The sequence below is a fragment of the Adlercreutzia sp. ZJ304 genome (genome assembly GCF_011039075.1).
In the GTDB taxonomy this organism is placed as follows: Bacteria; Actinomycetota; Coriobacteriia; order Coriobacteriales; family Eggerthellaceae; genus Adlercreutzia_A.
Genome location: NZ_JAAKEG010000009.1, coordinates 1 through 23,479 on the forward strand (window position 1 = coordinate 1; position 23,479 = coordinate 23,479).

The 23,479-nt window shown below is 47.1% G+C and carries 11 protein-coding genes; 9 read left to right on the plus strand and 2 right to left on the minus strand.

The window, feature by feature from the left end:
- Nucleotides 1-21 precede the first annotated feature (21 nt).
- The 6 genes from G7Y46_RS06110 (at nt 22) to G7Y46_RS06135 (ending at nt 15,865) form a co-directional block, all read left to right on the plus strand.
- Nucleotides 22-3,825 carry an InlB B-repeat-containing protein gene (locus tag G7Y46_RS06110; RefSeq protein ID WP_165253284.1) on the plus strand — a complete coding sequence of 1,268 codons (3,804 nt, stop codon included), beginning with the start codon at nt 22-24 and terminating at the stop codon, nt 3,823-3,825.
- 826 nt (nt 3,826-4,651) lie between these two features.
- Complete coding sequence (locus tag G7Y46_RS06115; RefSeq protein WP_165253286.1) at nt 4,652-5,386, plus strand: hypothetical protein; 735 nt, start codon at nt 4,652-4,654, stop codon at nt 5,384-5,386.
- 288 nt (nt 5,387-5,674) lie between these two features.
- A complete protein-coding gene (locus G7Y46_RS06120) occupies nt 5,675-6,412 on the plus strand; it encodes a hypothetical protein (RefSeq protein WP_165253288.1) in 738 nt (245 codons plus the stop codon).
- A gap of 38 nt (nt 6,413-6,450) precedes the next feature.
- Nucleotides 6,451-7,152, plus strand: a complete 702-nt coding sequence (locus tag G7Y46_RS06125; RefSeq protein ID WP_165253290.1) for a hypothetical protein — start codon at nt 6,451-6,453, stop codon at nt 7,150-7,152.
- Between the two features lie 110 nt (nt 7,153-7,262).
- Complete coding sequence (locus tag G7Y46_RS06130) at nt 7,263-14,318, plus strand: hypothetical protein (protein ID WP_165253292.1); 7,056 nt, start codon at nt 7,263-7,265, stop codon at nt 14,316-14,318.
- Nucleotides 14,319-14,527: 209 nt separating this feature from the next.
- Nucleotides 14,528-15,865: an MFS transporter gene (locus tag G7Y46_RS06135; protein ID WP_165062497.1), complete on the plus strand. Its 1,338-nt coding sequence runs from the start codon at nt 14,528-14,530 to the stop codon at nt 15,863-15,865.
- 190 nt (nt 15,866-16,055) lie between these two features.
- Here G7Y46_RS06135 and G7Y46_RS06140 read toward each other — a convergent pair whose 3' ends face one another.
- The gene (locus G7Y46_RS06140; RefSeq protein WP_241156031.1) at nt 16,056-16,697 is read right to left on the minus strand and encodes a flavodoxin family protein; all 642 of its coding nucleotides are present in this window, start codon (nt 16,695-16,697) and stop codon (nt 16,056-16,058) included.
- 172 nt (nt 16,698-16,869) lie between these two features.
- Here G7Y46_RS06140 and G7Y46_RS06145 point away from each other — a divergent pair, with 172 nt between their 5' ends.
- Nucleotides 16,870-18,051, plus strand: a complete 1,182-nt coding sequence (locus G7Y46_RS06145; RefSeq protein WP_165253294.1) for a pyridoxal phosphate-dependent aminotransferase — start codon at nt 16,870-16,872, stop codon at nt 18,049-18,051.
- 146 nt (nt 18,052-18,197) lie between these two features.
- Here the strand turns inward: G7Y46_RS06145 and G7Y46_RS06150 are convergent, their stop codons facing one another.
- Nucleotides 18,198-19,061 carry an Rpn family recombination-promoting nuclease/putative transposase gene (locus tag G7Y46_RS06150; RefSeq protein ID WP_165253296.1) on the minus strand — a complete coding sequence of 288 codons (864 nt, stop codon included), beginning with the start codon at nt 19,059-19,061 and terminating at the stop codon, nt 18,198-18,200.
- A 304-nt stretch (nt 19,062-19,365) separates the two neighbouring features.
- Between G7Y46_RS06150 and G7Y46_RS06155 the strand changes: the two genes are divergently transcribed.
- Together G7Y46_RS06155 and G7Y46_RS06160 are read left to right on the plus strand one after the other, a co-directional pair.
- Nucleotides 19,366-22,566, plus strand: a complete 3,201-nt coding sequence (locus tag G7Y46_RS06155) for an FtsX-like permease family protein (protein WP_165253298.1) — start codon at nt 19,366-19,368, stop codon at nt 22,564-22,566.
- Between the two features lie 209 nt (nt 22,567-22,775).
- Nucleotides 22,776-23,477 (plus strand): ABC transporter ATP-binding protein, encoded by a 702-nt coding sequence (locus tag G7Y46_RS06160; RefSeq protein WP_165062400.1) that lies wholly within the window; start codon nt 22,776-22,778, stop codon nt 23,475-23,477.
- Nucleotides 23,478-23,479 lie beyond the last annotated feature (2 nt).

The following is a 23,479-nucleotide window of genomic DNA, read 5'->3' on the forward strand; positions in this document are numbered from 1 at the left end:
TCAGCTTCTTATGTGGAGTTAATGCCTATGTGGGCGGATTCAAGTGTAGAGGGTGGCTGGCGTCAAGAGGATGCACCTTGGATCATATATCCCAACACTCCAAGATGGACAGACGGTGTAGTCTCTTGGCATGTTGAATACCGAGAAAATAAAAACTTTAGCTGCATAGGTGTGAACTACGCAAACGGTTCTTATTGCAACTTCCATTTATGGAACATGGAGGGTAGACCTGACTTCTTGAACTGGTCACTAACTCCTGCTGGTACCGCTTTAGAACAGTTGGGCAGCGATGGTAATGTTATATATCGCTGGGACAATCAGGTGTATGCAAATACAACGCCGTTTACTCTCAACCTAAATTCAGCTTCTTATGTGGAGTTAATGCCTATGTGGGCGGATTCAAGTGTAGAGGGTGGCTGGCGTCAAGAGGATGCACCTTGGATCATATATCCCAACACTCCAAGATGGACAGACGGTGTAGTCTCTTGGCATGTTGAATACCGAGAAAATAAAAACTTTAGCTGCATAGGTGTGAACTACGCAAACGGTTCTTATTGCAACTTCCATTTATGGAACATGGAGGGTAGACCTGACTTCTTGAACTGGTCACTAACTCCTGCTGGTACCGCTTTAGAACAGTTGGGCAGCGATGGTAATGTTATATATCGCTGGACTTCTGATGTATGGGCTAACTTTGAGCCAGTTATTATTTCGTGGAATACACATGGTGGTGGCACGATTGCCGATACGCCGCAAGCTGGTGGAACTATTACTAAAGTTCAGTTGCCTGCAGATCCATCAAAGTCTGGGTATACCTTTGCTGGGTGGTGGACAACAGCATCTGGTGAGGGCGATCAAATAACATCGAATAGCTATTTGCCAGATACTAATACAACCTATCATGCAAGATGGGCGATTATTAACTATACCCTACATTTTGCTGATGGAGCATCGGGTGTATTCAATAGCGCATCATGGCCCGCAGATGAGACGGTTACTGTAGAGAGCGCAGCTATCACATTACCTAAGAGCACAGATACAAATGTGCGTCAGCGCCAAGGCTATACATTATCTGGTTGGAAGCCTGCAACTACTGGTACTGCGGCAAATACATATACAAATACAGTTAATGTAGAAGACCTTGTTTCCAACGGCAATGTGGGTGCCAATAACACCATAGTGCTTAATGCACAGTGGGCTGAAAACAAGTATAAATTACACTTCATCAGCGCTAAGGCAGGTGCAACAGGGCTTCCGGCAGACATAGCTAACGTTGCGTATGCTTCCGCACCTATAAATATAAGTGCTGCAAACCCGACGAACTTAGGCTACAGCTTCAAAAACTACACCGGACCAAACGGCACACAGATATCAACTGGTAGTACACACATATCCAATATATTGCCCGCAAACAGTTTCCCTGCGAATGGGGCAACCATAAATATTACGGCTAACTGGGATTTGGTTACATACACGTTCAGTTTCGCGAATAGCAAAGATGTTGATGGCGCAGTACTGATTGACACACCTAGCCAAACAGCGTCTGTATCTACAAACATAGAAGAAGCTGCGACGGCTACACCAGCGAAGCTCTATACTGCAGAGCCTAGTCTTATGGGCTACACATTCGGTGGTTTTACCGGCGGCAATGCAAATAAGACTTATGCTGTAAACACCACTTTAAACACGGAAACTTTCAAAGAACTGATAGGCAATGGATCGGCTACAACAATAGTACTTAGCGGTAAATGGACTCCCAAGACCTACACCATAACGTTTAATCCGAATGGTGGGCAGGGTACAGTAAACAGTACGTTTATTGAAGATGTGAAGTACACAGCCAATATAACGTTGCCCACAGCTGAGCAGGTTGGTTTTAGTAAGGTGGGGCACGTATTTAGCGGGTGGCTGAAAGCTGCGGGCGACACTAACACCGTGAACTTCACAAAGATGAGTGATGCGGTGAAAGCCTATGGCGATGGCACGGCTATGGTAATGTATGCCAAGTGGGTAGCTGGAGATAATCAACTTACGGTGGTTTATCACTGGCAAGACCCAGCAACGGGGGACTATGACAGTGTTACCACTACAGAAACCATAGCGCAGGCAGGCGGTTCTAGCCTTACAACGGGCGATGTGGTGGACATAAAAGCTGGCACGGTGCAACACGGCAGCACAACAGTAACTGACAATACACTGAAAGATTACTACAAAGAAAAGATTAGCAAGAAAGATGGTCGCGAATATGACGCGACGGCTTATGACAACCACGTTGAAAAGTATGTGTATTTGCTAGATGCAAACCATGGGGGCAGCTCGGTTAGTACGCAAGCAACACTAACTGCTGACAAAAATGCCAAGATAGATGTTTACTATAACGTGCTTCTGAAAGTGGAATTTGTTAACAATGCGGATGGATATTCGCAAGGTACAAAAGACAGCATAAAGCATGTGGCATGGAATACTGCTGTGCCGGCTGCACTTGGAGACATGGGCGGCATGACACTTACAGATGAAGGTAATAAGTGGGTGTCGTTTAAAGCTTGGGCAGACAGCTCTGCCGAATACGCGGCTACAGCAACACCTGTACTGCAAGACAGCTTAACGCTTCATCCGGTATGGGATAAGAACATCTACACCGTGCGTTATGCCGAAAAAGATAACGAAACTGGTCGTGTGGCTACGCAGCTAACCGATGCGGATAGCAGCTATATAACAACGTTCATAGTTGATGATTTCGGTACAAACAAAGACCAAAAAGTGGCATTTAAGCAAGCTGTAGCCAACACGGGGTATACGCTTAGCGGCTGGGATGCTAAGAATGCGTCCAACAATTATGAGAGTGTGGCTGATGTATCGCTTGGTACTAACAGCACTTTTGACAAGTTGTTCCCGAATGCTGCATCTGGAAATGCAAATGACAGAGTGGCTACGGTATATGCTGCATCTACGCCAAATACCTATACGCTTAACTTTGCTAAATATGCTGATGGAAGCGGAGATTTAGGCATAGCGGATAAGACGTTTAGTGTGGACGATAGCAGCTTAACCTTGCCGGCAGCAGGTGATGTGGTTGATAGCGCTAAGATGTATGGCTTTACCTTGCGCGACTGGCGTATAGACGATAAAACGGGTACACCGCTTGTGCATAATGCTGGCGCAACTCTTGACAATACTAAGCTGCGGGCACTAGTGCAAACTGCGGCAGGGGATACATCTGATGTTGCAACAGACAAGAATGGCGTTCGCAACATTAATCTGTATGCTGGATGGACTGCAGTTTACAGCGTGGAAGTACCTGACAACAGTGTGGCTACATTTGATCTAAGTGCGCCGCAAGCAGATATACCTGTTTCATCAGAAGAAACTATAAGTGTCAATAACGGAACTCCTTTGCAAATTAAGGTGGGTGCACAATCGGCTGTAGGCACAGATGCGTCTTCAGTGTTTGGTAGTGCTGTAAATGGCGTGACGCTTGGATTTGTTGGAAGCGAATTTAGCCTAGACGGTGGCGATACTACTTTCCAGCAAGTAGTAGGAGCAGCGACTAGCGATTCCAATCATCCGCCACTTTCCGGCAACATGACCATGAAGCTTAACGGTGCTGCAGTTCAAGCTGTTATGAATGAGTTAGCTAAGCATCCTGATACGGGCATAACGGCTGATAATGTGGCTGAGGTTACTTGGACGATTGATTTAGTCAATGTTGCTACCGACGGTACAGGTGGTAGTGCACCAACCGATAACGACATTTGGACATTCGATAGCAGCACTTCTGCTGCAAAGAAAGCTGCAAGTGCGCAATCAGCTTTAGCGAATTTATAAACCACACGTTTTAGGAATTTGTGGCTGCACCACAGCAAAACGCAGCCACTAATTCCCGACGTATGCAATATGCCATGCAAATGGCAAAGCGGCACCACCGCACCTTGACAACCGAATAGAATAATGAATCTTTCCTATTGCATGATAAATGCACTATACTTGCATGCATGCCAAATTTCTATAAGACATCTGCTGCGTGTTTGAAAGCTAGCGGAACAAGTGATTTGTTTCGTAAGGCTCGTGCCGTCTATAACAGTATTGTGAAATCAAACCGTAGGATGGCTTATGTACGTTCACGATATTTTGGTGGAGATAAAGTATTTCTAGATCTATTTTGGGCGCATTTGAAGCAGAAAAACAGTGCAGAACGCCAGAGACGCCTAATGTTGTATCCTTGCGCAATAGAACTGATAAGAAAGACGACATGCGCTCCGGAATCTATTCACGATTCAGGAAACAAATACTTTAGATTTTTTGGCACATCTTCTGATGGGGTTAACTTTGCGGTTCAAATAAAGCGCAATTCAAAGAATCAGAAGTACTTTATGTCAGTGTTTCCGCTGAAATAGGCATGAAAAAAGCCTCGCATGTGAGGCTCTGTGACCTCGGCGCCAGGCTTCTTACAGGCAAAAGACTATCATGTTTTTTATTATTTAGCAAGAAAGTTTTGCCTGTAAAACTATGTAGTTTAGGCGTAAGAAAGCGCCTGAGTATAAACGATGCATTCCAGTCGGACGCTTGACTTAATTGCAGTATATCAGGGTTGGTTATTTTATTTCTATTCGGTTGTCTTGGGTTTTATAAGACGACGATTAGGAATAGATTGATGGCAAACGAGAACCTGAACAACCAGCAAAGACCAAAGGTAAGGCGAGTAGACGGGGCAGATGCGAATCGCGTGCAAAGACCCAATGTGTCGTCTTCGCGTTTTGGTGCAAATAGTTCATCACGACCTACTAGGGCGCAAGCGCAAACGCAAGTGCCGCCGCAAACGCAAACCTCGGGTTCCGCAAATGCGGGCGGCAACGGCAGCAACAATGGTCGCAAAAATAGCGCTAACCATAGCAGTAAAAAGAAAACAATCCTTTTGGTTGTGGGCATTGTTGTTGTAGCTTTGGCTATATGGCTTTTAGTTTGGCTATTTGCTTGTAACGGCAACAGCTTATTTGATCCTAATGCGCAAACTGGACAAGCGCCTTATAAGTCTCAAGAAGAAATGCAGGCAGAACTTGACCGTACAGTTGAAGAAGGCATGTTCAACATATCAATTGCGTCTGTAATTCAGTTTGAAGATGGTACGTCTTCTGGTACTGCATACATCGAAAACGTGCCCGGCAACCACTACCTGATGAAAGTAACCATTACAGAAGACGATACGGGAGATGTTTTGTATGAGTCTGGAGTACTAAAGCCCGACCAATACATCGAAAACATTGCGCTTGCGAAAGACTTAGATGCTGGGGCACATGAGGCTACAGCCACATTTACAGCATTAGACGAACAGACCTACGAAGAGGTAGGAAAAGCTGCCGCCAAGATAACGATAAACGTGCTGAATTAGAAAGGGGTGAGAAATGCATTTGAACAGTTAAGGCGGTGCGGCGGTGTGCTCACAAAGCGAGTTCCACAGCGAAAGAAGTGTTCTGTGAACATTTCTGCCGAGCGAGGACCGCAGAGCAGCTGAGCATTCCGCCACCCCGCCTTAACGGGTGGAGTGAATAGACCGCAATGTCGGTTTGTTCCGAATGTTAGTAGACAAACGGAACATGGTCCGAGCCTATTGGGAAAGGGCATTTGAGGACCGCGCAAGCAGTGGACAGATGGCTTAAACAATAAAGGAGGAAAAGCCATGAAAAAGACAAGTAAGATTTTTGGTGCAGTAGCGCTTAGCGCAGCGCTAGCAATGGGATGCGCCGTACCTGCATTCGCAGCCGACTTAGGATCGGGCGATGGTACTGTTGATGCCTCAACCGACAATCCAGTTGTTAACAGTGCTGTATCTACCGATGTGAAAGTAAAAGCTCGAATCAGTCAAATTGATGTGACTGTTCCTCTGAATGTAACTATTGTTGCGGATGCGGCAGGCGGACCTCTTGGCGTTCCAAGTGAGGGCATCAAAACCTTTACTGCGCAAAATACTGCTGATATTTCTGGCTACCGTATTGAGAATGAGTCTTCTTTCCCAGTAGCGATTACAAATATTGCTACAACCGATTCATCGAGTGGCGACTGGAAGCTTGTTAGCACTATAAATAATGCAAGCATTACAGGTGCAGTTGGCGACTTGGCTATAAAGCTAGAACCCAGTGACGCCGTTAATAAAGATTCAGAAGATTCTGATCTAACTACTGGTACCAAGAATGAAGGAAATAAAGCAACAGGAGCTACTCCAATCGATTTAGCTACCGGTAGTAATGATCCGAAGTGGACTGTTGCGGCTAAACCTAATGAGCAACAGACCGCATCAATTATGGGATTAAAAATGAGCGGCAGCGGCTCTGAGTTACAGGGAGTAAGCAGTGCTTTGACTACTACAGGTGTAGATGCTTTCAGAATCACTTTTACCGTAGCTGCAACCTCTCTGTAAGTCGCGAAACTGCGTAACTGTACTAATAAGGAAATCCTATGACTGATGCATTTCGAAATAACCAAAAGGCTAATTTTGACCAGAACAACCTGCAACAAAATTGTGCGGGAAATAGGGTGCGCGGTTATGGGATGGGGTCTGGGGTGTCGCCTGTGGCACCCCAAATGCCCACGCAGTCTAACATGCAGTCTCAGGGAGGGTACGTACAGCCTGCTACGTCTCAGTCTGTGCCGGCATCTAAACGCAAACATAAAGCACGCTTCTGGGTGTGCATTGTTATAGCCATTGTGGCTATTGTTGTGGCAATCTTGCTTGCTTTTACCCTGTGTAACGGTTCAAGCAAAAGCGCCCGTCAAGGCGACCTTGGTCAGCTAGAAGGCAAAACCCCAGAAGAGATACAAGCAGAACTAGACCGCGTGGTTGAAGAGGGCATGTTCAACATATCTATTGCCTCTTATGTAGAGTTTGAAAACGGCACCGCGCCCGGCGAGTTGCGTATAGAAAACGTACCTGCCAACAACTATCTGATGCGCGTAGAAATAACGCGAGATGACACAGGGGAAAAGATATACGAAACAGACATGATAGAGCCAAACTATCACATCCAATCAGACACGCTAGATGTGGCGCTTCCAAAAGGAAGCTATGCCTGTACAGCTACATTTTCAGCATATGACAAAGATACAGAAGAGCTAGTAGGTCAAGCAGCAGCAAAGATAGATATAGAAGTACTTAACTAAATGTTTCACATGAAACATTTTCAACAAAGAAACAAAGAAATGCTTTACGTGCAGCATTTATTAAGTTGCGAGTGCAAGAGTGCAAATAAGTAAAGGGAAAAGGGTTCACTATGGGAAGTGCAATGGGAAAACAGCTGAAACGGGCGCTAGCAGTAGTGCTGGCTGTTTGTATGGTGCTGGGATTGAATCCCGCGTCGGCATTAGCGCAGACAGATGGGGCAATACGTAACATAGACACCGGCGAGAAACAGGAAAGCCGCGCTACCGATGGAATGAATTGGGAGGAAAACGGCTCTGGTGTAAGTACAGAAAGCAGCCAACTTAGCGCTGGCGGCGATCAGGTATCTACAACCGTAAGCGTTAAAGTAATCAGTAACTTCAAGGCTACTATAACGAATGCGGCTCCTGTTCAAATAGAGAGTGAACCGCTGCTAGAGCAAGATGTGCACAAGGCTGATTACACCATAAACGCCCAGCTTACTGGTGGTGTTCCGAACAGCAATAATGAATACACCTACAAGTGGGTAGTTTATGAAATGAATGGCGGCGTACAAGCGCAAACTGCCATTTTTGAAAGTACGGAATTTGCCGCAACAGCCGATGCTAGTAAAAATGCTAGCGTTGCGCTTTGGCTAAACGATGCAAACGTAAAAGACGCTAGCGGCAAAACTGTAAAAGATATACTTGATTTTGGGAATGCGTCTGCAGCGCCTACGTATAATTTCTACTTAGTCGCGAAGGACAGCACAGGCTACACTGTTACATCGAATTCCCAAACTGTGGTTTGCGGCGCAACTTTCGAATTCCAAAAAATGACAGATGCAGGAAGCAACGCCAGCGTAAGTGCTTGGACGTATCGTGGTGGCGCTACATTGAAAGCAACCGACATTATCCCTTCCCAAAATGGCGGCAACGCAACTATATATAATGAGCTTCTAAATGCAGCGGATGGAGATGAAATAACCACCGCGTTAGACCTAGCAATAACAAATCAGTTGGCGGTAGATGACAAAGCTCCGCAGGCAATATCAACTATAAACGAAGTACGCATTCCCGCGAACACCAGCGCGCAGAAAGACAAAATACGTGTTTGGCATATTGTACAAAATGGTGGTAACACTTCTGTTGTGCCTGTAAATTCGTTCGATCTGGACAACGGAAGTGTAGTTATAACCGATGCGAACACGCTAAGCGCAGGTGTGGGCGTTTTTGCCGTTTCTGTTGCAAGCGAAAAGAAAGTAGCCGTATCGGCTATAGCGGCAACAAAGGTAGATTCCAGCGCTGGATACAACTTCCCAGATGTGGGCGGCAAAGTTACTCCGTCTGGCAAAATAAACTATGCGCCGGGCACCAAAGTTCAGTATACGTTTTTGCCGTTCAGCGGCTACGAGCTGGCTCGCGTCGATGTTTTACAGGGCACGGCTGGTTCGGTTATTGAATCTTACGCACCTGCTGCGCAGCAAGGCAGCGGCTTACAAGCGCTTCCCGGTTTGAATTATCTCGATTTCACAGTTCCTACATTGGGCAATGAATACACTATAGCGGCGTACTTCAAAGCAACAACAGCAGCGCAGGGTAAGCTGATTAATGTTTCAGTTGGAGCAGGCGAAGAAGACGCTACAGGTACCGTTACGGTTATTTCTGGCGAAATGTCCCAGACGGCAGATTCTACGAATACGGAAAGCAATCCTAAAGGGGTGTATTCCACGCTGTCGGGTGTTGCCACTTTCCAATTTAATGGAGTTAGCGGCAGCGTGCTTGACTACGTCGAGGTTGACCTGAATGGCACCGGCAAGCAACGCGCAAATGTTGTTGGCGACACACTTACCTTAACGGGAATAAATAACACTACCTCTGTGGTGGCGCATTTTAGGTATGGCACGCAAATTACTTATCCGAACCACACGGTTACTGTTACAAATAATTACACTCCCCAGACTACAGCAACGGATGCGGGCGTAAGCGTGGGACCAGCATCTTCTACCGTTGTGCATGGCGGATCGAAAATAATAAGCATGGAAGGCAATCAAAATACGTATTATTTGGCGAAGCTAACGGTTGATGGTGTGGCTGTTACACCAAGCATGACTGCTGCCGGCAGCTACATAATTACCGATGTTTTGGCGGACGTTGATGTTCAGGCTGATTTTAGGCTTGTGCAGCAGACGCGCGACATAGTGGTAACGGGCGGCGCAAATGGCACTGTTTCTGGAACTGGCGTTACTATGGATTCATCGGGCGCAAATGGCACGGTTACGTATTTGCATGGTCGAGATGTTGTTATAACTGCGGTGCCCAACAACGGCTACGAGGCTATTGTTAAAGTAAATGGTGCTACCGATGGTGTTGTGGCAGGTGTGAACAACAGCTTTACTATAGCTGGCAGCGCACTTGAAGATGCCAGTGCCAAAATTGAAATTGAGTTTAAAGACAAGGGCGATAAGCCCATAGAAAACCCGGTTACAGCTATATTCACAATAGAAGGCGATAGCTCTTATGGAACCGTGGCAGTACAGGGCAAAAGTTTGACCAGCGCATCGTCGCTTCAAGAGCGCACGGTGGAATTCACCACTTCCACTATAGATTTTACGGCTACGCCTAAGGCTAGCGACGAAGACAGCAATAACTATTACAGCTATTCGGTTGTTGTGAAGTGTGGTGCCGATATCTTGAACTCCACAAATGGCACCTATTCAATTCCAGCCGACAAAGTGAAGGCTGAAAACGGTGCCATAACGGTAACGTTTACACGCGCATCTTCACCAAAACCGCCTGCACCTATAACGTATCAGCTGCGTGGCAAGGTGGAAACTACTGCCAATTTCAGCGGTACAGGTACCATAAATCCAACAAATGCAACTTATACCTCTAACAGCGCAGATGCCGGAGTGTTGTTCACCATAACACCCGAAGATGGAACGCAAGGTCAGAAGAGCAAGTTGGCAAACGTTGCCGTGTCTTCTGGCGCAAATTCATCTTTGCCGGTGCTTACTTGGACAGGCGGCGATATACAACTAAATGCTCAAAGCGCAAACGGCGCTGCTTATACCTACATGTTGGGTCGCGCACTAATAACGCAAGGCTACGACACTGTTACTGCTTTCTTTAGCGAAGACCATACTGGTGAAAAGCTTACTGCGAAGGTGTCTTTTGCAGTGGGTACGTCGGCCGAGCAGCAAGCTTGGGTGCTAAATCCTGCATCTGGCGATGACATTTTCACGTCTCGGGGCAAACTTGTGAACTATGGTGGCAGCTTGTCGTTTACATTTAAGCCGGGCACGGGCTATGTTACGTACATGACCGTTAATGGTGTGCGCACGCAGGTGGGCGAAACGCATACCATAATGGGCATAACAAGCGACCAAGAAATTCTTATAGAATTCAAACAGTCTGATTACAGCGATCCGCCTGACCAGAAAGAATACTTCGATATATGGGTGTCTAGCGAGGGTGACGGCAGCATAGATCCTGCTGGTACGCCTGATGCCACTGGTAAGAATCGTGTGCAAGTGGCAGAAAATGGCAATCAGGCTTTCACATTCCAGCCCGGTGCAGGCATGCAACTTAGCCAGTTGATAGTAGATGGTAATCCTGTTGGCATAGAACTGAATTCAGTTGGAGAATATGTATTCGGCAACGTGCAACAATCACATAGCATTCATGCGGTGTTCGCAGCTGCGCCGAACAATAATCTGACGAAGTATACACTTGAGGCTGTTACGCAGGGCGGTGTTAATGGCGGCACACTAAGCAACAGCGGAAATGTTTACGCTAGCGCTAAGCAGCCAGCGCAGGTAACCGTAAGTCCGAATAGCGGGTTTGTTATTGGTGCAGTATTAATTGACGGGCGCGAACAGGCGCTTTCTGGAGCTGGCAGCGTGCTTTCGGGTAGCGTTTATGGTGCTACTTTGCAGTTGCCGTTTACGGGTACCGGTGATGTACATGCTGTGGTTGTGCGGTTTGTGCCAGACGATACGCGCGTAAGTGTACACACACAGGTGTTGGGCGTTGGCGGCACTATAAGCCCTTCGGGTAGTTCGCTTATAGCAGCTGGTAAAGAGCAAACTTTCACCATGAAGCCCGATGAAGGATACACTGCCGATTTCATGCGCCAAGTAGATGCCAATGGCAATGTTATAGCGAATTTATCGTTGGATAGCGCGTTTTCGCACACTATGAAAATTACAGCTGAAACTTGGATTGAGTGTGCGTTTAAGGAAGATGGCAACTCAAAGCCGCCGGTTAGCTATCCTGTAACTATTAAAGGTAGCGAAGGTGGAAGCGTGTCGCCTTCTGGAAATCAGTTTGTGGGCGCAGATAGTTCTATAACGATAACTGCAACGCCGAATGCGGGTTACAAAGTAGGGCAGGTACTTGTAGGTAGCCGCGATATAACGCAGCAAATGAGCGGCAGTACCATCAATATTAGCGGCAGCCTAATTGCAGAGCTTTCATCTGGTAGTGCTGCGGTAGATGTGAAGGTGATGTTTGAGCCTGTAAAATCTACTAAGGTGGAAATAAATCTATCTAGTACTAACGGTGGCACCATATCGCCCTCAGGCAAATATAACGCCACAATTGGCGAGACGCTGAATCTAACGTTTGTGCCCGAAAATGCCACAAGCGATATGATGAAAGAAATACAAATTACCTATTTGGGCGACGACGGCACAACTGAAGTGCAAACCATTCCGGCTAAGAATCAATACAGCTATTCGCTGGTAGTTACTGACCGCATAGTGGGCGTGCATGCTGTATTTGACAAGCGCAGCGCAGATGCCCCGGCAGCGAAATTGCGCAGCGCAACCGTAAGCATAGCCAGCGGATGCGAAAGTATGGGTAGGATAATTCAGCCTGCAAGTGGTACGGCTCAAGTGGCTGAAGGCGATTTTCTGCAGATAAGCGCCGAGCCTGCAAATGGATATAAAGTGCAAGGCATTACGCTAAATGGCTCATCAATTACAACCAAGCCGGGCAATGTATTCTTCGTAAACTACAATGCTCTTAGCGACGGCAGCAACAATTTAGTAGTGTCGTTTGCGCCTATAGCGCCTAAGGAAGTGCCTGTGTGGGTGCAGGTTTCTACTAAGAATGTGTCGGCATGGCCTGAAAACACCACCGTTCCTTACTACACAGCCGATGAGAACATATTCTTGTTCTATCCGGCGGCGGGTTATGTTGTAACTCGCTTGCAGGCAAGTTTAGATGGTAGCTCTAATCTGATAGACCTAGATTTCGAGCAGATAAGTCACGGCGAATTTATGAACAATATAGCCAATTTGAAGAGCATGAGGTCTGGTGGCTTAGTGAATAATGTTCGTAGTGCTGAAAACGTTGGCGCGACTTTAGGTGCACAGGCGCAAAGTAAAGCGGCGACCAATGAGCAGAGCATTCGCTACTATAAAACTGGGTTGCAATATGTGGACGCTACAAGTGTGGAACTTATTCCTACTGTAGAGCCAATAGGCAACAAGGAAGACAACGCACTTGGCACTCAGGGTGAACTAACAAATGCTAGCTTATTTGTAACCGGTGGCAGTGTGCTGGGTGCAGCTAGTCCAATGCGTGTTCCGGTGGGAAGCGATATTCCTATGAATTTGCAACCCGACGAGGGTAAAACTATCTCGTATATTTCACTGCATTATAACGATGGAAGTCGCAAAATTCTGCAAGATAACAATGTGAATGACGGCGCTTTTGTATTAGACGGCAAGTATACAACTAGCGATTTAGCGGCTGTTTATGTTGTGTTTAAGACCAGACCGGTTTTGGCAAATACTACTCCTGTGGAAATAATAGTGAATGGGCAAGGTGGCGCGGTAAGCCCCGGCGAGGGAGTCTTTGATGCGATAATTGATAAGCCGCAGACATTCACGTTTACCTACGATAACGACAAAGCATATATTGCTGAACTGAAGGTAAATGGCACTAAGGTATTTATAGATAAATTTGCCCAAAGTTATACATATCCGAATGTTGATAGCAATTTCACCAGCTTAGAGGTAACGTTTGCGCAGGGTAGTGCAACTAGTCCCAGTAATACCACTTGGCAAGACCCGCAAACACCCGGTAACTTCTACACTGTGGTTGGCGTTAGCGATGCGGGCGGCAGCGTGTGTCCGTCTAGCATAAGCGTTCAGGGCGACAAACTTGCAAGCCAAGCATTTACATTCCGCGCAAACGATGGGTATATGCTTACGGGTGCCGAAGTGCGCAGCGGATCTGCCAACGGAAACGTGGTAAAAACTTACACGCTTGACGAATTGCGCAGTATGGGAAATTGTCTTGTGCTGTCGGGTATATCTCAAAACTTGTGGGTGCGCGGTATTTTTGTAGTGGATGAATTTACGGTAGATGTAACTGTTGGTGAGGGCGGCACAGTTGCACGCGATGGGCGTGAAGTTAGCGCTACGCTTAGCGTGCCGGCAGGAGAAAAACTACTGCTAACTGAACGGGCTGACGAAGGTTATACGTTTGATGGTTTCCGCACGAAAGGGTACATGATTAGCTACGATGGAGTTGCCGAAGCACCGCAGATGATGGCGTTGGATAGTTCTGAAGCGGGCGGCGTTGATGCCGAGGCGCGCGCAGCTGAGGCACGTGCAACTGAGGCACGCGCAACCGAGGCACGCGCAACCGAGGTGCATTCGTTCACGGTGGGCGCGTCGGGCGGTCGCATAATTGCATCGTTTAACGAAAAGAAAGACGATCCTATTATTAATCCGCCAACTCCCGGGGTTGAATGTGTTGTTGACGCTTCGTCTTCTGGGCACGGCAGCATAACGCCATCTGGTAAGCATACATATGCTGCTGGTACTAGGGTTGAATTTACGCTTACTCCAGAGTCTTCGCAATGGCAAGCCGATAGCATTACTCTGACAAGTAAAGGACAAACACAGACACTGAAACCCACTACTCCTACTTCGTTTGTTTTAACAGTGGAGTCGGATTGCACTGTGGTGGCTAATTTCTCGGCTTTGGCTCCGGCGGGGTCAAATAGTGCTCCTGCTAAGGCGCTTCGCCACTTAACGTCTTTGGCGCAAACTGGCGATTTAACCGTTCCCGGCATTTTGGTGCTAACTGGTGTTGCGTGCGCGGCACTAGGCGTGGCTCTGTTAACTAACGGGCGCGGTCGCCGTCGCAAAAGTTATGGCAAACATGCGTAAATTCTGCCAGTTTTAACAGTTATTGTGAATTGCGGGCGCTCGTATGGGTGCCCGCAATTTATATGGTGTATAAAGTGAAGCGCTAGTAGATATGCCCCGTTCGCACGCGTTATAGGTTTCAAGCATGTAAAGATGCGCGTAGAAGAAGTGGTTTTGGCGTATCATTTCCTCCGGGCAAGCCTTTAGCCCGAAGAAGAGAAGGGGAGATCATGGCAGATGCTACTGCAGATACTGCTGCATTGGATCCCAATTTAGATAATGGCGCAACTATAAGGCGCGTTGCGGTTTCATCGTTTTTGGGTAATTTTATTGAGTGGTTTGACTATGCGTCGTATTCCTATTTTGCAACTGTAATAGCCGCGGTGTTTTTCGCTTCGGAAGACCCGACTGCAGCGCTTATTAGTACATTTGCGGTGTTTGCGGTGTCGTTCATTATGCGCCCTGTTGGTGCACTATTTTGGGGCAGCTTGGGCGATAAAAAAGGTCGCAAATGGGCGCTTTCCGTAAGTATATTCCTTATGTCTGGCGCAACATTTCTTATCGGCTGTTTGCCAACCTATGCAATGATAGGTTTAGGTGCGCCGCTGCTGTTGTTGCTTCTGCGCATGGTGCAGGGCTTTTCAGCTGCAGGAGAATATGCTGGTGCGGCAACGTTTTTGGCTGAATACGCTCCGCAAGATAAACGCGGCTTGTACTGTTCGCTAGTTCCGGCATCTACTGCTGTTGGCTTGCTTGTGGGTTCTACTCTGGCAACCATAATGACTATATTTATGCCTGAAGAAGCCGTAAATATGTGGGGATGGCGCATTCCGTTTTTATTGGCTGGTCCGCTTGGGCTTATTGCGCACTACATTCGCACTAGGCTTGAAGATTCGCCCACATATCAGTCAATGCAGGAAAATTTGGCGACTACTCATAGCGAAGGGCAGCATCCTATTCGCGATCTGTGTAAAAACCATTTGCGCGAACTTATTGTCTCGTTTGGCGCTTGTATGCTGAATGCAGTTGGTTTTTATGCAGTTCTAACATATCTGCCTACATATTTGGAAACGGCTGTGGGCATGCCTGCCGACGAATCGCAGCTGGCTACCACCATATCGCTTGTGGCATACATTGCATTCATATTCATATCGGGCAAAATATCCGATCGCTTCGGGCGCAAGAAAATGCTTATTAGCGCCTGTGTGCTTTTTATCGTGCTTACGGTTCCTGCGTTTATGTTGCTGAATACGGCACAATTCATAATAGTTCTTGGGGTAGAGCTGGTTATGTGCTTTGTGCTAACCATTAACGACGGAACGCTTTCCAGCTATCTTACCGAAACATTTCCTACCGATGTGCGCTACACCGGTTTTGCATTAAGCTTCAATTTGGCGAATGCTATATTTGGCGGTACCGCGGCTATGATAGGCACAGCGCTTATATCGGCAACCGGGTCTAATTTGGCACCGGCATGGTATATGGTGGTGGTTGCTGTTGTGGCGCTGGTGGCTATGATTTTGTCGCACGAGAACAGTCACAAGCACTTAGACGAAATAGGGAATTGACGGGCGCGAAGTAACATTTATATGTAAACGATATCCAACGCGCGAAACCGGGGAGACTGCGTTCAGAAGCTGCGCAGTCTCCACTTAGATTCTGACGATACGGAAGAGCTACGTTCAGAAGCTGCGCAGCCTTCACTACGCTCTTCCGCATCGCCAGAATCTTGTAGCTTTAACTACGTTTTCCTTATAACTAGCGGATAAAGTTTGTGCGTGCAGCAGGCTCAGGCGCGGGTGGCAGAATGCCTGCGGCTTCTCCGGCTTTTTGGCACTTCAGGTGATATGCCATGTTGTGCCCAAGCACGCGCATTGTGCGCAAGCCTTCGGCATCTTGTTCGGCATCTTCAGCACTGTTGCCGTAAACCATATTCCAATAGGATGACGATATAATCGGCATCTGCACGATGGTGTAGTACTTGTTAAGCTGATCGAATGTAGACGAGCAACCACCGCGGCGCGCCACAACAACTGAAGCTGCAGGTTTGAACGGATAAATGTTTACACCGCCTAGCGCCTGCGAATAAAACGACCTGTCCATAAACGAGGTTGTTGCGCCCGATGCTGCGGCATAGTGCACCGGTGTTCCGAATATGAACCCGTCGTAGTCGGCTGCAATATGATTAAATTCATTTACTACATCGTGGAAAGTGCATTCGCCTTCGTGCGTTGCGCAGTATTGGCAGCCAATGCATCCAGCTATGGGTTTTGCGCCCACCCAAAAGCGCCCTACTTCAATGCCGTCTTCCGTAAGCGCTTTTTCTATTTCATCTAGTGCGCGATTTGTAGTACCGTTTTTGTGCGGACCACCATTTACGAGCATTACTTTAATAGCCATGTTAACTCCTTGTTTTGCAGTTTATGCCATGGAATTATACTCTTCACGTTTGCGTGGTTTCTGCGTGCTATAAGCGAGAGTACAATTAGATTTGAGTATTCCGCCAGCGACACAGCGACAGGTTGCTGCTGGCGTTATTTGGGGATATGGCACAAACGGAGGATTTGTATTTATGATTAATCAAAAAATGTTCGACTTAGGTGCTGAACCTAATAAAATTCGCGAATTGTTTGCATACGGGCTTAAGCGCAAAGCTGAAATTGGTGCTGAGAATGTGTTTGATTACAGCATAGGCAACCCCAGTGTGCCGGCGCCGGAATGCGTGCATCAGGCATTTGTTGAGCAACTACAACAAGACCCGGTAGTGGCGCATGAATATACGCCCAGCCCCGGCGATCCAGCGGTGCGAAAAGCTATTGCTGACTACATAACAAGTGAATTTGGCATTTCGGCTACTGCTGGCAATGTCTATGTTACATCTGGGGCATCGTCAGCCATTGCTATAACGCTTTCGGCTATTTGCGAGCCGGGCGATGAGGTTATAGCTATTGCGCCATATTTTCCGGAGTATCGCACGTGGACGCACACCGCAGATTGTACTCTCGTGGAAATTCCCGCAAGTGTGCCCAGCTTCCAGCCCGATATAGCGGCAATAGAGGCGGCGATAAATGAGCGTACAAGTGCCATAATAATTAATAGCCCGAATAATCCGGTCGGCGCTGTATATACGCGCGAAAACTTGCAAGCGCTTGCCAAGATGTTAGCTGCTAAAGAACAAGAGCTAGGTCGGCGTATATTCATTGTGGCTGATGAGCCCTATAGGGAAATAACTTACGGTGCCGATATACCATATGTTCCGAATCTGTATGCAGACACTATAGTGTGTTATTCGTTTAGCAAATCGCTTTCGCTGCCGGGCGAGCGCATAGGGTACATTTACGTTAGCGACCGCATGGGCGATGCGCAAGCAATAAGCACAGCTGTGGCTGGTGCGGGCAGGGCGTTAGGTTACATTTGTGCGCCCGTTATGTTGCAGCGCGTTATAGCGAAATGCTTGGGCACGCCAAGCGATGTGGCTACGTATGCCTCCAACAGAGAACTGCTAACGCAAGGACTTAGCGAATTGGGTTACGAATATGTGCAGCCAGAAGGCGCATTCTATTTATGGGTTCGCGCTTTAGAGCCCGATGCGATAGCATTTTCTGAACGCGCGAAAGACTATGAGCTTTTGCTAGTTCCGTCTGACAGTTTTGGCGTTAAAGGTTGGGTGCGTCTGTCGTATTGCATTGCGCGCAGCACCATAGAGCGCAGTATGCCTGCATTCCGAGCCCTGATGGAAAGCTACAACGGTTAATGAGCTGCAATAGTTTGCCAGTTATGACAATTGACCGAACTTGTATATGCCTAACTAAAATGCCCTTTGTTGGTACAACTGCCAATAAAGGGCATTATTTTCTTTTTTGGATCTATGAATTTATACTTAATGTATTTAGCTTTGTATTAAATGCCAAACTCGGTAAAAAGCTGATCACGATAAGCTGGGTCTTTAGAGGCTTTAAGAACGTCAGCTTCACGTCCAGCGGCAAATAGGTGTTCGATAAGAGAGTCGTAGCGTGCGGCTTCCGTGCGTCCTTGTTGTAAGCCTTCAGTTCGTCCTCGCTCTAACCCCCGTTCTTCTCCCTCTTTTAGAGCAGCTCTGCGGGCTATACGTACTTCTCGCTCCCAATCTTCCCCTATTGTACTTACAGAAAACACCTTATTCACCCACTCTCTATCTTCATTGGCTCTATCTACTGCGCAAGCAATAGATGTAACTAGTTTGTCTTGTTTATCTATTTTACCAGTGGAGACATACTCCATAAAAGAAAGCAGGTGCTTATCTTTTGTCTTCTTATAATCTTTACAGTTAAGAGCAATCCAGTGTATACCGCTGTCTATATCTAAAGATGTGTCTTGTCTACATATTGGTTCTATTTCATAAATTGGAAGTCCTGCTTTGAAAGGATCGTGATTGCAAACAAAGATAATATAGCTTGTGTCTAGCTTATCGTAGTCTGCCCCTTTATCAAGCGATGCAGTATCAATAGATGCTTGATAGTATCTATATCTCCTAGCGATATCTGCTCTTTGTTGAATTTGTAGTTCTATGTCAAAAACTTCATGTTTTGTTTTAGCAAACAAATCTAACCTAACACTCTTAAAGTCTAGTCTAGGTTCTATTGCTTGTTCAGCGTTTTTATAGATTAGATCATCTATTTGTTTACCTAATACACACTCTAGAAAGTCTTTACATATTTCTTTTTGAATCATTACGCGATTAAACATAAATTGATTAGTAATAGAAACAGTAGCTTGCTCATCCATGTTTGTCTTTTCTTTCTCTAGAAGATTTATAAATCTTCTAATCAAGACTAGATTGCAAACCTTATATCTGTGTATCAAAAATGCGATATCAAGTGACATACAGATTTCATGTCAAAACCAACTGTGTACAACACCTATTGATATCTCAAATCTTCATAGTTGCAACTTTTAATGAATGTAAATCTTGCAGAAAGCTGGCATCCTTGGCAACTTTTAATAGGCAAAGTAACGGCACTTTAGTGGCATGGCAAACTTTTATTAAGAATAATGCGGAAGCGTGCTAAATGTACGATATCATTCAAACATGAAGCATACGGCTTTTAATAAAGAGGTGTGGCGCTCTATTACCCATTCACTTGGGCGCTTTATTGCGATCTTTGCAATAGTTGCGCTGGGGGTGGGTTTCTACGCAGGTCTTCAAATGACCGCGCCCGACATGCGCCTTGCTGCTGATAAATTCTACGACGAAACCAATCTGTTTGACATACGTGTTGTGTCTACTATGGGTCTTTCCGATTCCGATATTGAAGCGTTGCGGCAAATTGAAGGCGTAGAAGATGTGCAGGCAGCTTGGGAGACTGATGCTCAAGGCGAAGTGAATAGCGAGCCTTACACGTTTCGCATTCATTCGCTGGATGATTCTAGTGCCAACGAACAGCGCATTAACGATTTGGTTCTGGTAGATGGTCGTATGCCTAGCGCATCGGGCGAATGCGTTATTTCAGCCGACCGCATAATGAATGGTCCTGTGGGGTTGGGTGACACCATAACGCTTATTGAAGGCACCACCGAATTATCCGACACACTGAACCGGACGCAATTCACAATTGTGGGTACGGTAAGTTCGTCGTATTACACATCGTCTACCTCTATGGGTTCAACTTCGCTCGGTTCGGGCGTTATTCAACAGTTTATGTATATTCCTGCTAGCGATTTTTCTGCCGACTATCCCATAACCGAGGCATTTATATCCGTTTCGGGTGCGAAACAGCTTGAGTCTGGCAGCGAAGGTTATAACGATACGGTGGCTTTCGTGCTAAGCCGCATAGAGTCCATAGCCGATGCGCGCGAACAGGCTAGGGTTGACGAATTGAAAGCCGACGCGCAGCGCGAACTTGACGATGCGCGAAGCGAATACAATGCCGAGCGGGCTGATGCGGAAAACCAGTTGGCTGACGCGCAGCGCAAACTTGACGATGCGCTTTCCCAAATTCAGGAAAGCGAGCGCAAGATAAATCAAGGTCAGCGCGAATACGACAGCGGGAAGGTGCAGCTGGAAGAGCAGCGCAGCGCGGCTAAGAAGCAATTGGCTGATGCGCAAATCGAAATTGATAATCAGGCGGCACAGCTGGAATCAACAAAGACCACACTTACCGCACAGCAACAACAGCTAGAAGAGGCGCAGGTGCAACTTCAGCAGGCTCTTGTGCTTGATCCAACCAACCCGGCGCTCCAGCAGCAGCTAGCCGAAGTGCAGGCAGGGCTTGCAAAGGTCAATGCGGGTTTAGATCAAGTGGCGCAGGGCGAAACGCAGCTAGCTGCTGGACGACAGCAGCTGGAAGAACAGCGTGCGCAAGCAAATGCGCAGCTTGATGCCGCGCAAAAAAAGCTAGATAAAGCTGCATCCGATTTGTCTAGCGGGCGCGCGCAGCTAAAACAGGGAAAAGCAGATTACGAGTCGGGTTTGGCGGAATACGAGGAAAATCGCGAAAAGGCAAATGCGGAATTTGCTGATGCTGAAGCCGAACTAGCGGATGCTCAAGCTGACATAGATGCTATTGAGAAGCCCGATTGGCTTGTTATGGACCGCACGAAGAATTACGGTGTTGAAAGTTTCGCTCAAGATTCCACGCGTATAGGGCACATTGCCGCCGTATTCCCGCTAATATTTTTCCTAGTGGCTGCCCTTGTGTCACTTACCACCATGACGCGTATGGTCGATGAAGAGCGCATGCTTATAGGCACATATAAAGCGTTGGGTTATTCGCGGTCGCGCATAACATCGAAATACCTAATATATGCGGCTTCCGCAAGCATTGCGGGTTCTGTTGTGGGCATTGCGGCGCTGGCATTTACGCTGCCGGCTATTATTATGTCGGCATATTCAATAGTTTATATTGTGCCTACTGCTGGCTTGCAGATGGATTGGCAGGTTGCGCTTTTGTCGGCAGGCATGGGCGTGGGCATTACGCTTATCGCTACGGCCGCTGCCGCCATTTCCACACTTAGGGAATCTCCGGCGGCTCTTATGCTGCCGCCTGCGCCGAAAGCGGGTAAGCGCATTTTGTTAGAGCGCGTGCGCCCCGTGTGGAATAAGCTGTCGTTTTTATGGAAGGTTACATGCCGCAACATTTTCCGTTATAAGAAGCGTTTGATAATGACCATAGTCGGCATTGCGGGCTGTACCGCGCTGCTGCTAACCGGCTTCGGTTTGCAAGATTCCATCAACGACATAATAGATAAGCATTATGGGCAAATAGTGAAATATACAGTGGTTGTTACAGAAGAGGAAGATGCCTCCGATGCCGATAAGCAGGCTGTAAACGACGCTATAGCTAGCGTAGGTGCCGATACGCAAGTTGATGCACACGTGGAACTGATGGTTACTGTGGGTGGTGGATCGGGCGCTGTGCAGGCAAACCCGAATAAGGAAGACCTAACCACTGAAGTTATTGTGCCCGAAAACGAACAGGAATTTTCCAAGATATGGGCGCTGAAGAACCGCCTTTCTGGGGAAGATGTGCACTTGCAAGATGAAGGTGCAGTAGTTACTGAAAAGTTGGCTGCCGAAAACGAAATAAGTGTGGGCGACAATGTTGTACTGGCTGTGAAAGACGATATGGGTAACGCTACAGATCAGGTATTTGCTGTGCCAGTAACGGGCATAGTTGAAAACTATGTGGGACACAGCGTTTTTATGTCTGCTTCAGCTTACGAAAAGGCTTTTGGCGCCAACCCGCAATTCAGCACTGTGTATGCAAATATTCCCGAAGACGCCGATGTGCGCGGCAAGTTGGATGCTGAAATGCAGCAAATAGACAGCGTGCGCACGGTGGCTTATAACGACGAAACAATAGATAGCTACAAATCGGCACTAAGCTCTGTGAATATGGTTGTGGTTGTGCTTATTTTGGCAGCGGCAATGCTTGCCTTCATTGTGCTTTACAATCTTACTAACATAAACATTACCGAGCGTGTGCGCGAAATAGCCACGCTGAAAGTTTTAGGATTTACGGCTCGCGAAGTGCAGATATACATATTCCGCGAGACTATTATTCTGTCTGTTTTAGGCGCACTTGTAGGGCTTGTGCTGGGAATTTTCCTAGAGAATTTTGTGGTTGTTACGGCTGAGGTTAATCAAGTTATGTTTGGTCGTGATATCCATATTCTAAGTTTCGTTTTCGCGTTCTTGCTAACAATGTTGTTCACTGTTTTGGTTATGCTGGTCATGATGCGCAAACTTGCCAATATAGATATGGTTGAAAGTTTGAAGTCGAATGAATAGGGAGTTTTGGAAATCTTGCCCCGTGAAGCTGTGTTCAGAAGCTTCGCAGCCTTCGCTCCGCTTCACGGAGCAAGATTTGTGGTTCGCATCCTCGGGCTTCGCAGCCTTCACTCCGCTTCACGGAGCAAGACTCGTGGTTCGCCTCGCCGGGCTTTACGGAACAAGACTTGTGGCAGTTATTCATTAGGGCGCAACAGTAGGGAGTAGAAATGGCATTTTTGGAAGTGCGCGACCTTTGCAAAACATACAAGATGGGCGAGGTGGAAGTACCCGCTGTGCGCAGCATGACTTTCGACGTTAACGCCGGTGAATTTGTGGTGGTGGTTGGACCTTCGGGCAGTGGAAAAACTACGCTTTTGAATATGATAGGCGGTATGGACACCGTAACGTCGGGCAGCATAGAGTTGGACGGCGTGCGTGTTAGCGACTACACACCCAAAGAAGTTACGTTTTATCGCCGCTACGATATAGGTTTTGTTTTTCAATTCTACAATCTGGTGGCTAATCTGACCGCGCTAGAGAATGTAGAGTTGGCTAATCAGATATGCAAAGACCCACTGGATGCGGGCGATGCGCTGCGCTCTGTTGGTCTTGGGCACAGGATAGACAACTTCCCCGGGCAGCTTTCTGGTGGTGAGCAGCAGCGCGTAGCCATTGCGCGTGCATTAGCGAAGAACCCTAAGTTGCTGCTTTGCGACGAGCCCACAGGTGCGCTTGATTATGAAACTGGTAAGGCTATCCTAAAACTTCTGCAGGACACATGCCACAACACCGGCAAAACTGTTATGGTTATTACCCACAATCAGGCGTTCGAGCGCATAGCCGATAGGGTAATTCGCGTACATGAAGGTCATGTGGCTGCTGTAACTGTAAACGACAATCCAGATAGCGCTGAAACCCTAGAGTGGTAATA

Bases quoted from the DNA above. Each gene is read 5' to 3' on its own strand.
- G7Y46_RS06110 (WP_165253284.1), top strand. From the start codon at position 22: ATGCCTATGTGGGCGGATTCAAGTGTAGAGGGTGGCTGGCGTCAAGAG.
- G7Y46_RS06115 (WP_165253286.1), top strand. From the start codon at position 4,652: ATGGCAAACGAGAACCTGAACAACCAGCAAAGACCAAAGGTAAGGCGA.
- G7Y46_RS06120 (WP_165253288.1), top strand. From the start codon at position 5,675: ATGAAAAAGACAAGTAAGATTTTTGGTGCAGTAGCGCTTAGCGCAGCG.
- G7Y46_RS06125 (WP_165253290.1), top strand. From the start codon at position 6,451: ATGACTGATGCATTTCGAAATAACCAAAAGGCTAATTTTGACCAGAAC.
- G7Y46_RS06130 (WP_165253292.1), top strand. From the start codon at position 7,263: ATGGGAAGTGCAATGGGAAAACAGCTGAAACGGGCGCTAGCAGTAGTG.
- G7Y46_RS06135 (WP_165062497.1), top strand. From the start codon at position 14,528: ATGGCAGATGCTACTGCAGATACTGCTGCATTGGATCCCAATTTAGAT.
- G7Y46_RS06140 (WP_241156031.1), bottom strand. From the start codon at position 16,697: ATGGCTATTAAAGTAATGCTCGTAAATGGTGGTCCGCACAAAAACGGT.
- G7Y46_RS06145 (WP_165253294.1), top strand. From the start codon at position 16,870: ATGATTAATCAAAAAATGTTCGACTTAGGTGCTGAACCTAATAAAATT.
- G7Y46_RS06150 (WP_165253296.1), bottom strand. From the start codon at position 19,061: ATGGATGAGCAAGCTACTGTTTCTATTACTAATCAATTTATGTTTAAT.
- G7Y46_RS06155 (WP_165253298.1), top strand. From the start codon at position 19,366: ATGAAGCATACGGCTTTTAATAAAGAGGTGTGGCGCTCTATTACCCAT.
- G7Y46_RS06160 (WP_165062400.1), top strand. From the start codon at position 22,776: ATGGCATTTTTGGAAGTGCGCGACCTTTGCAAAACATACAAGATGGGC.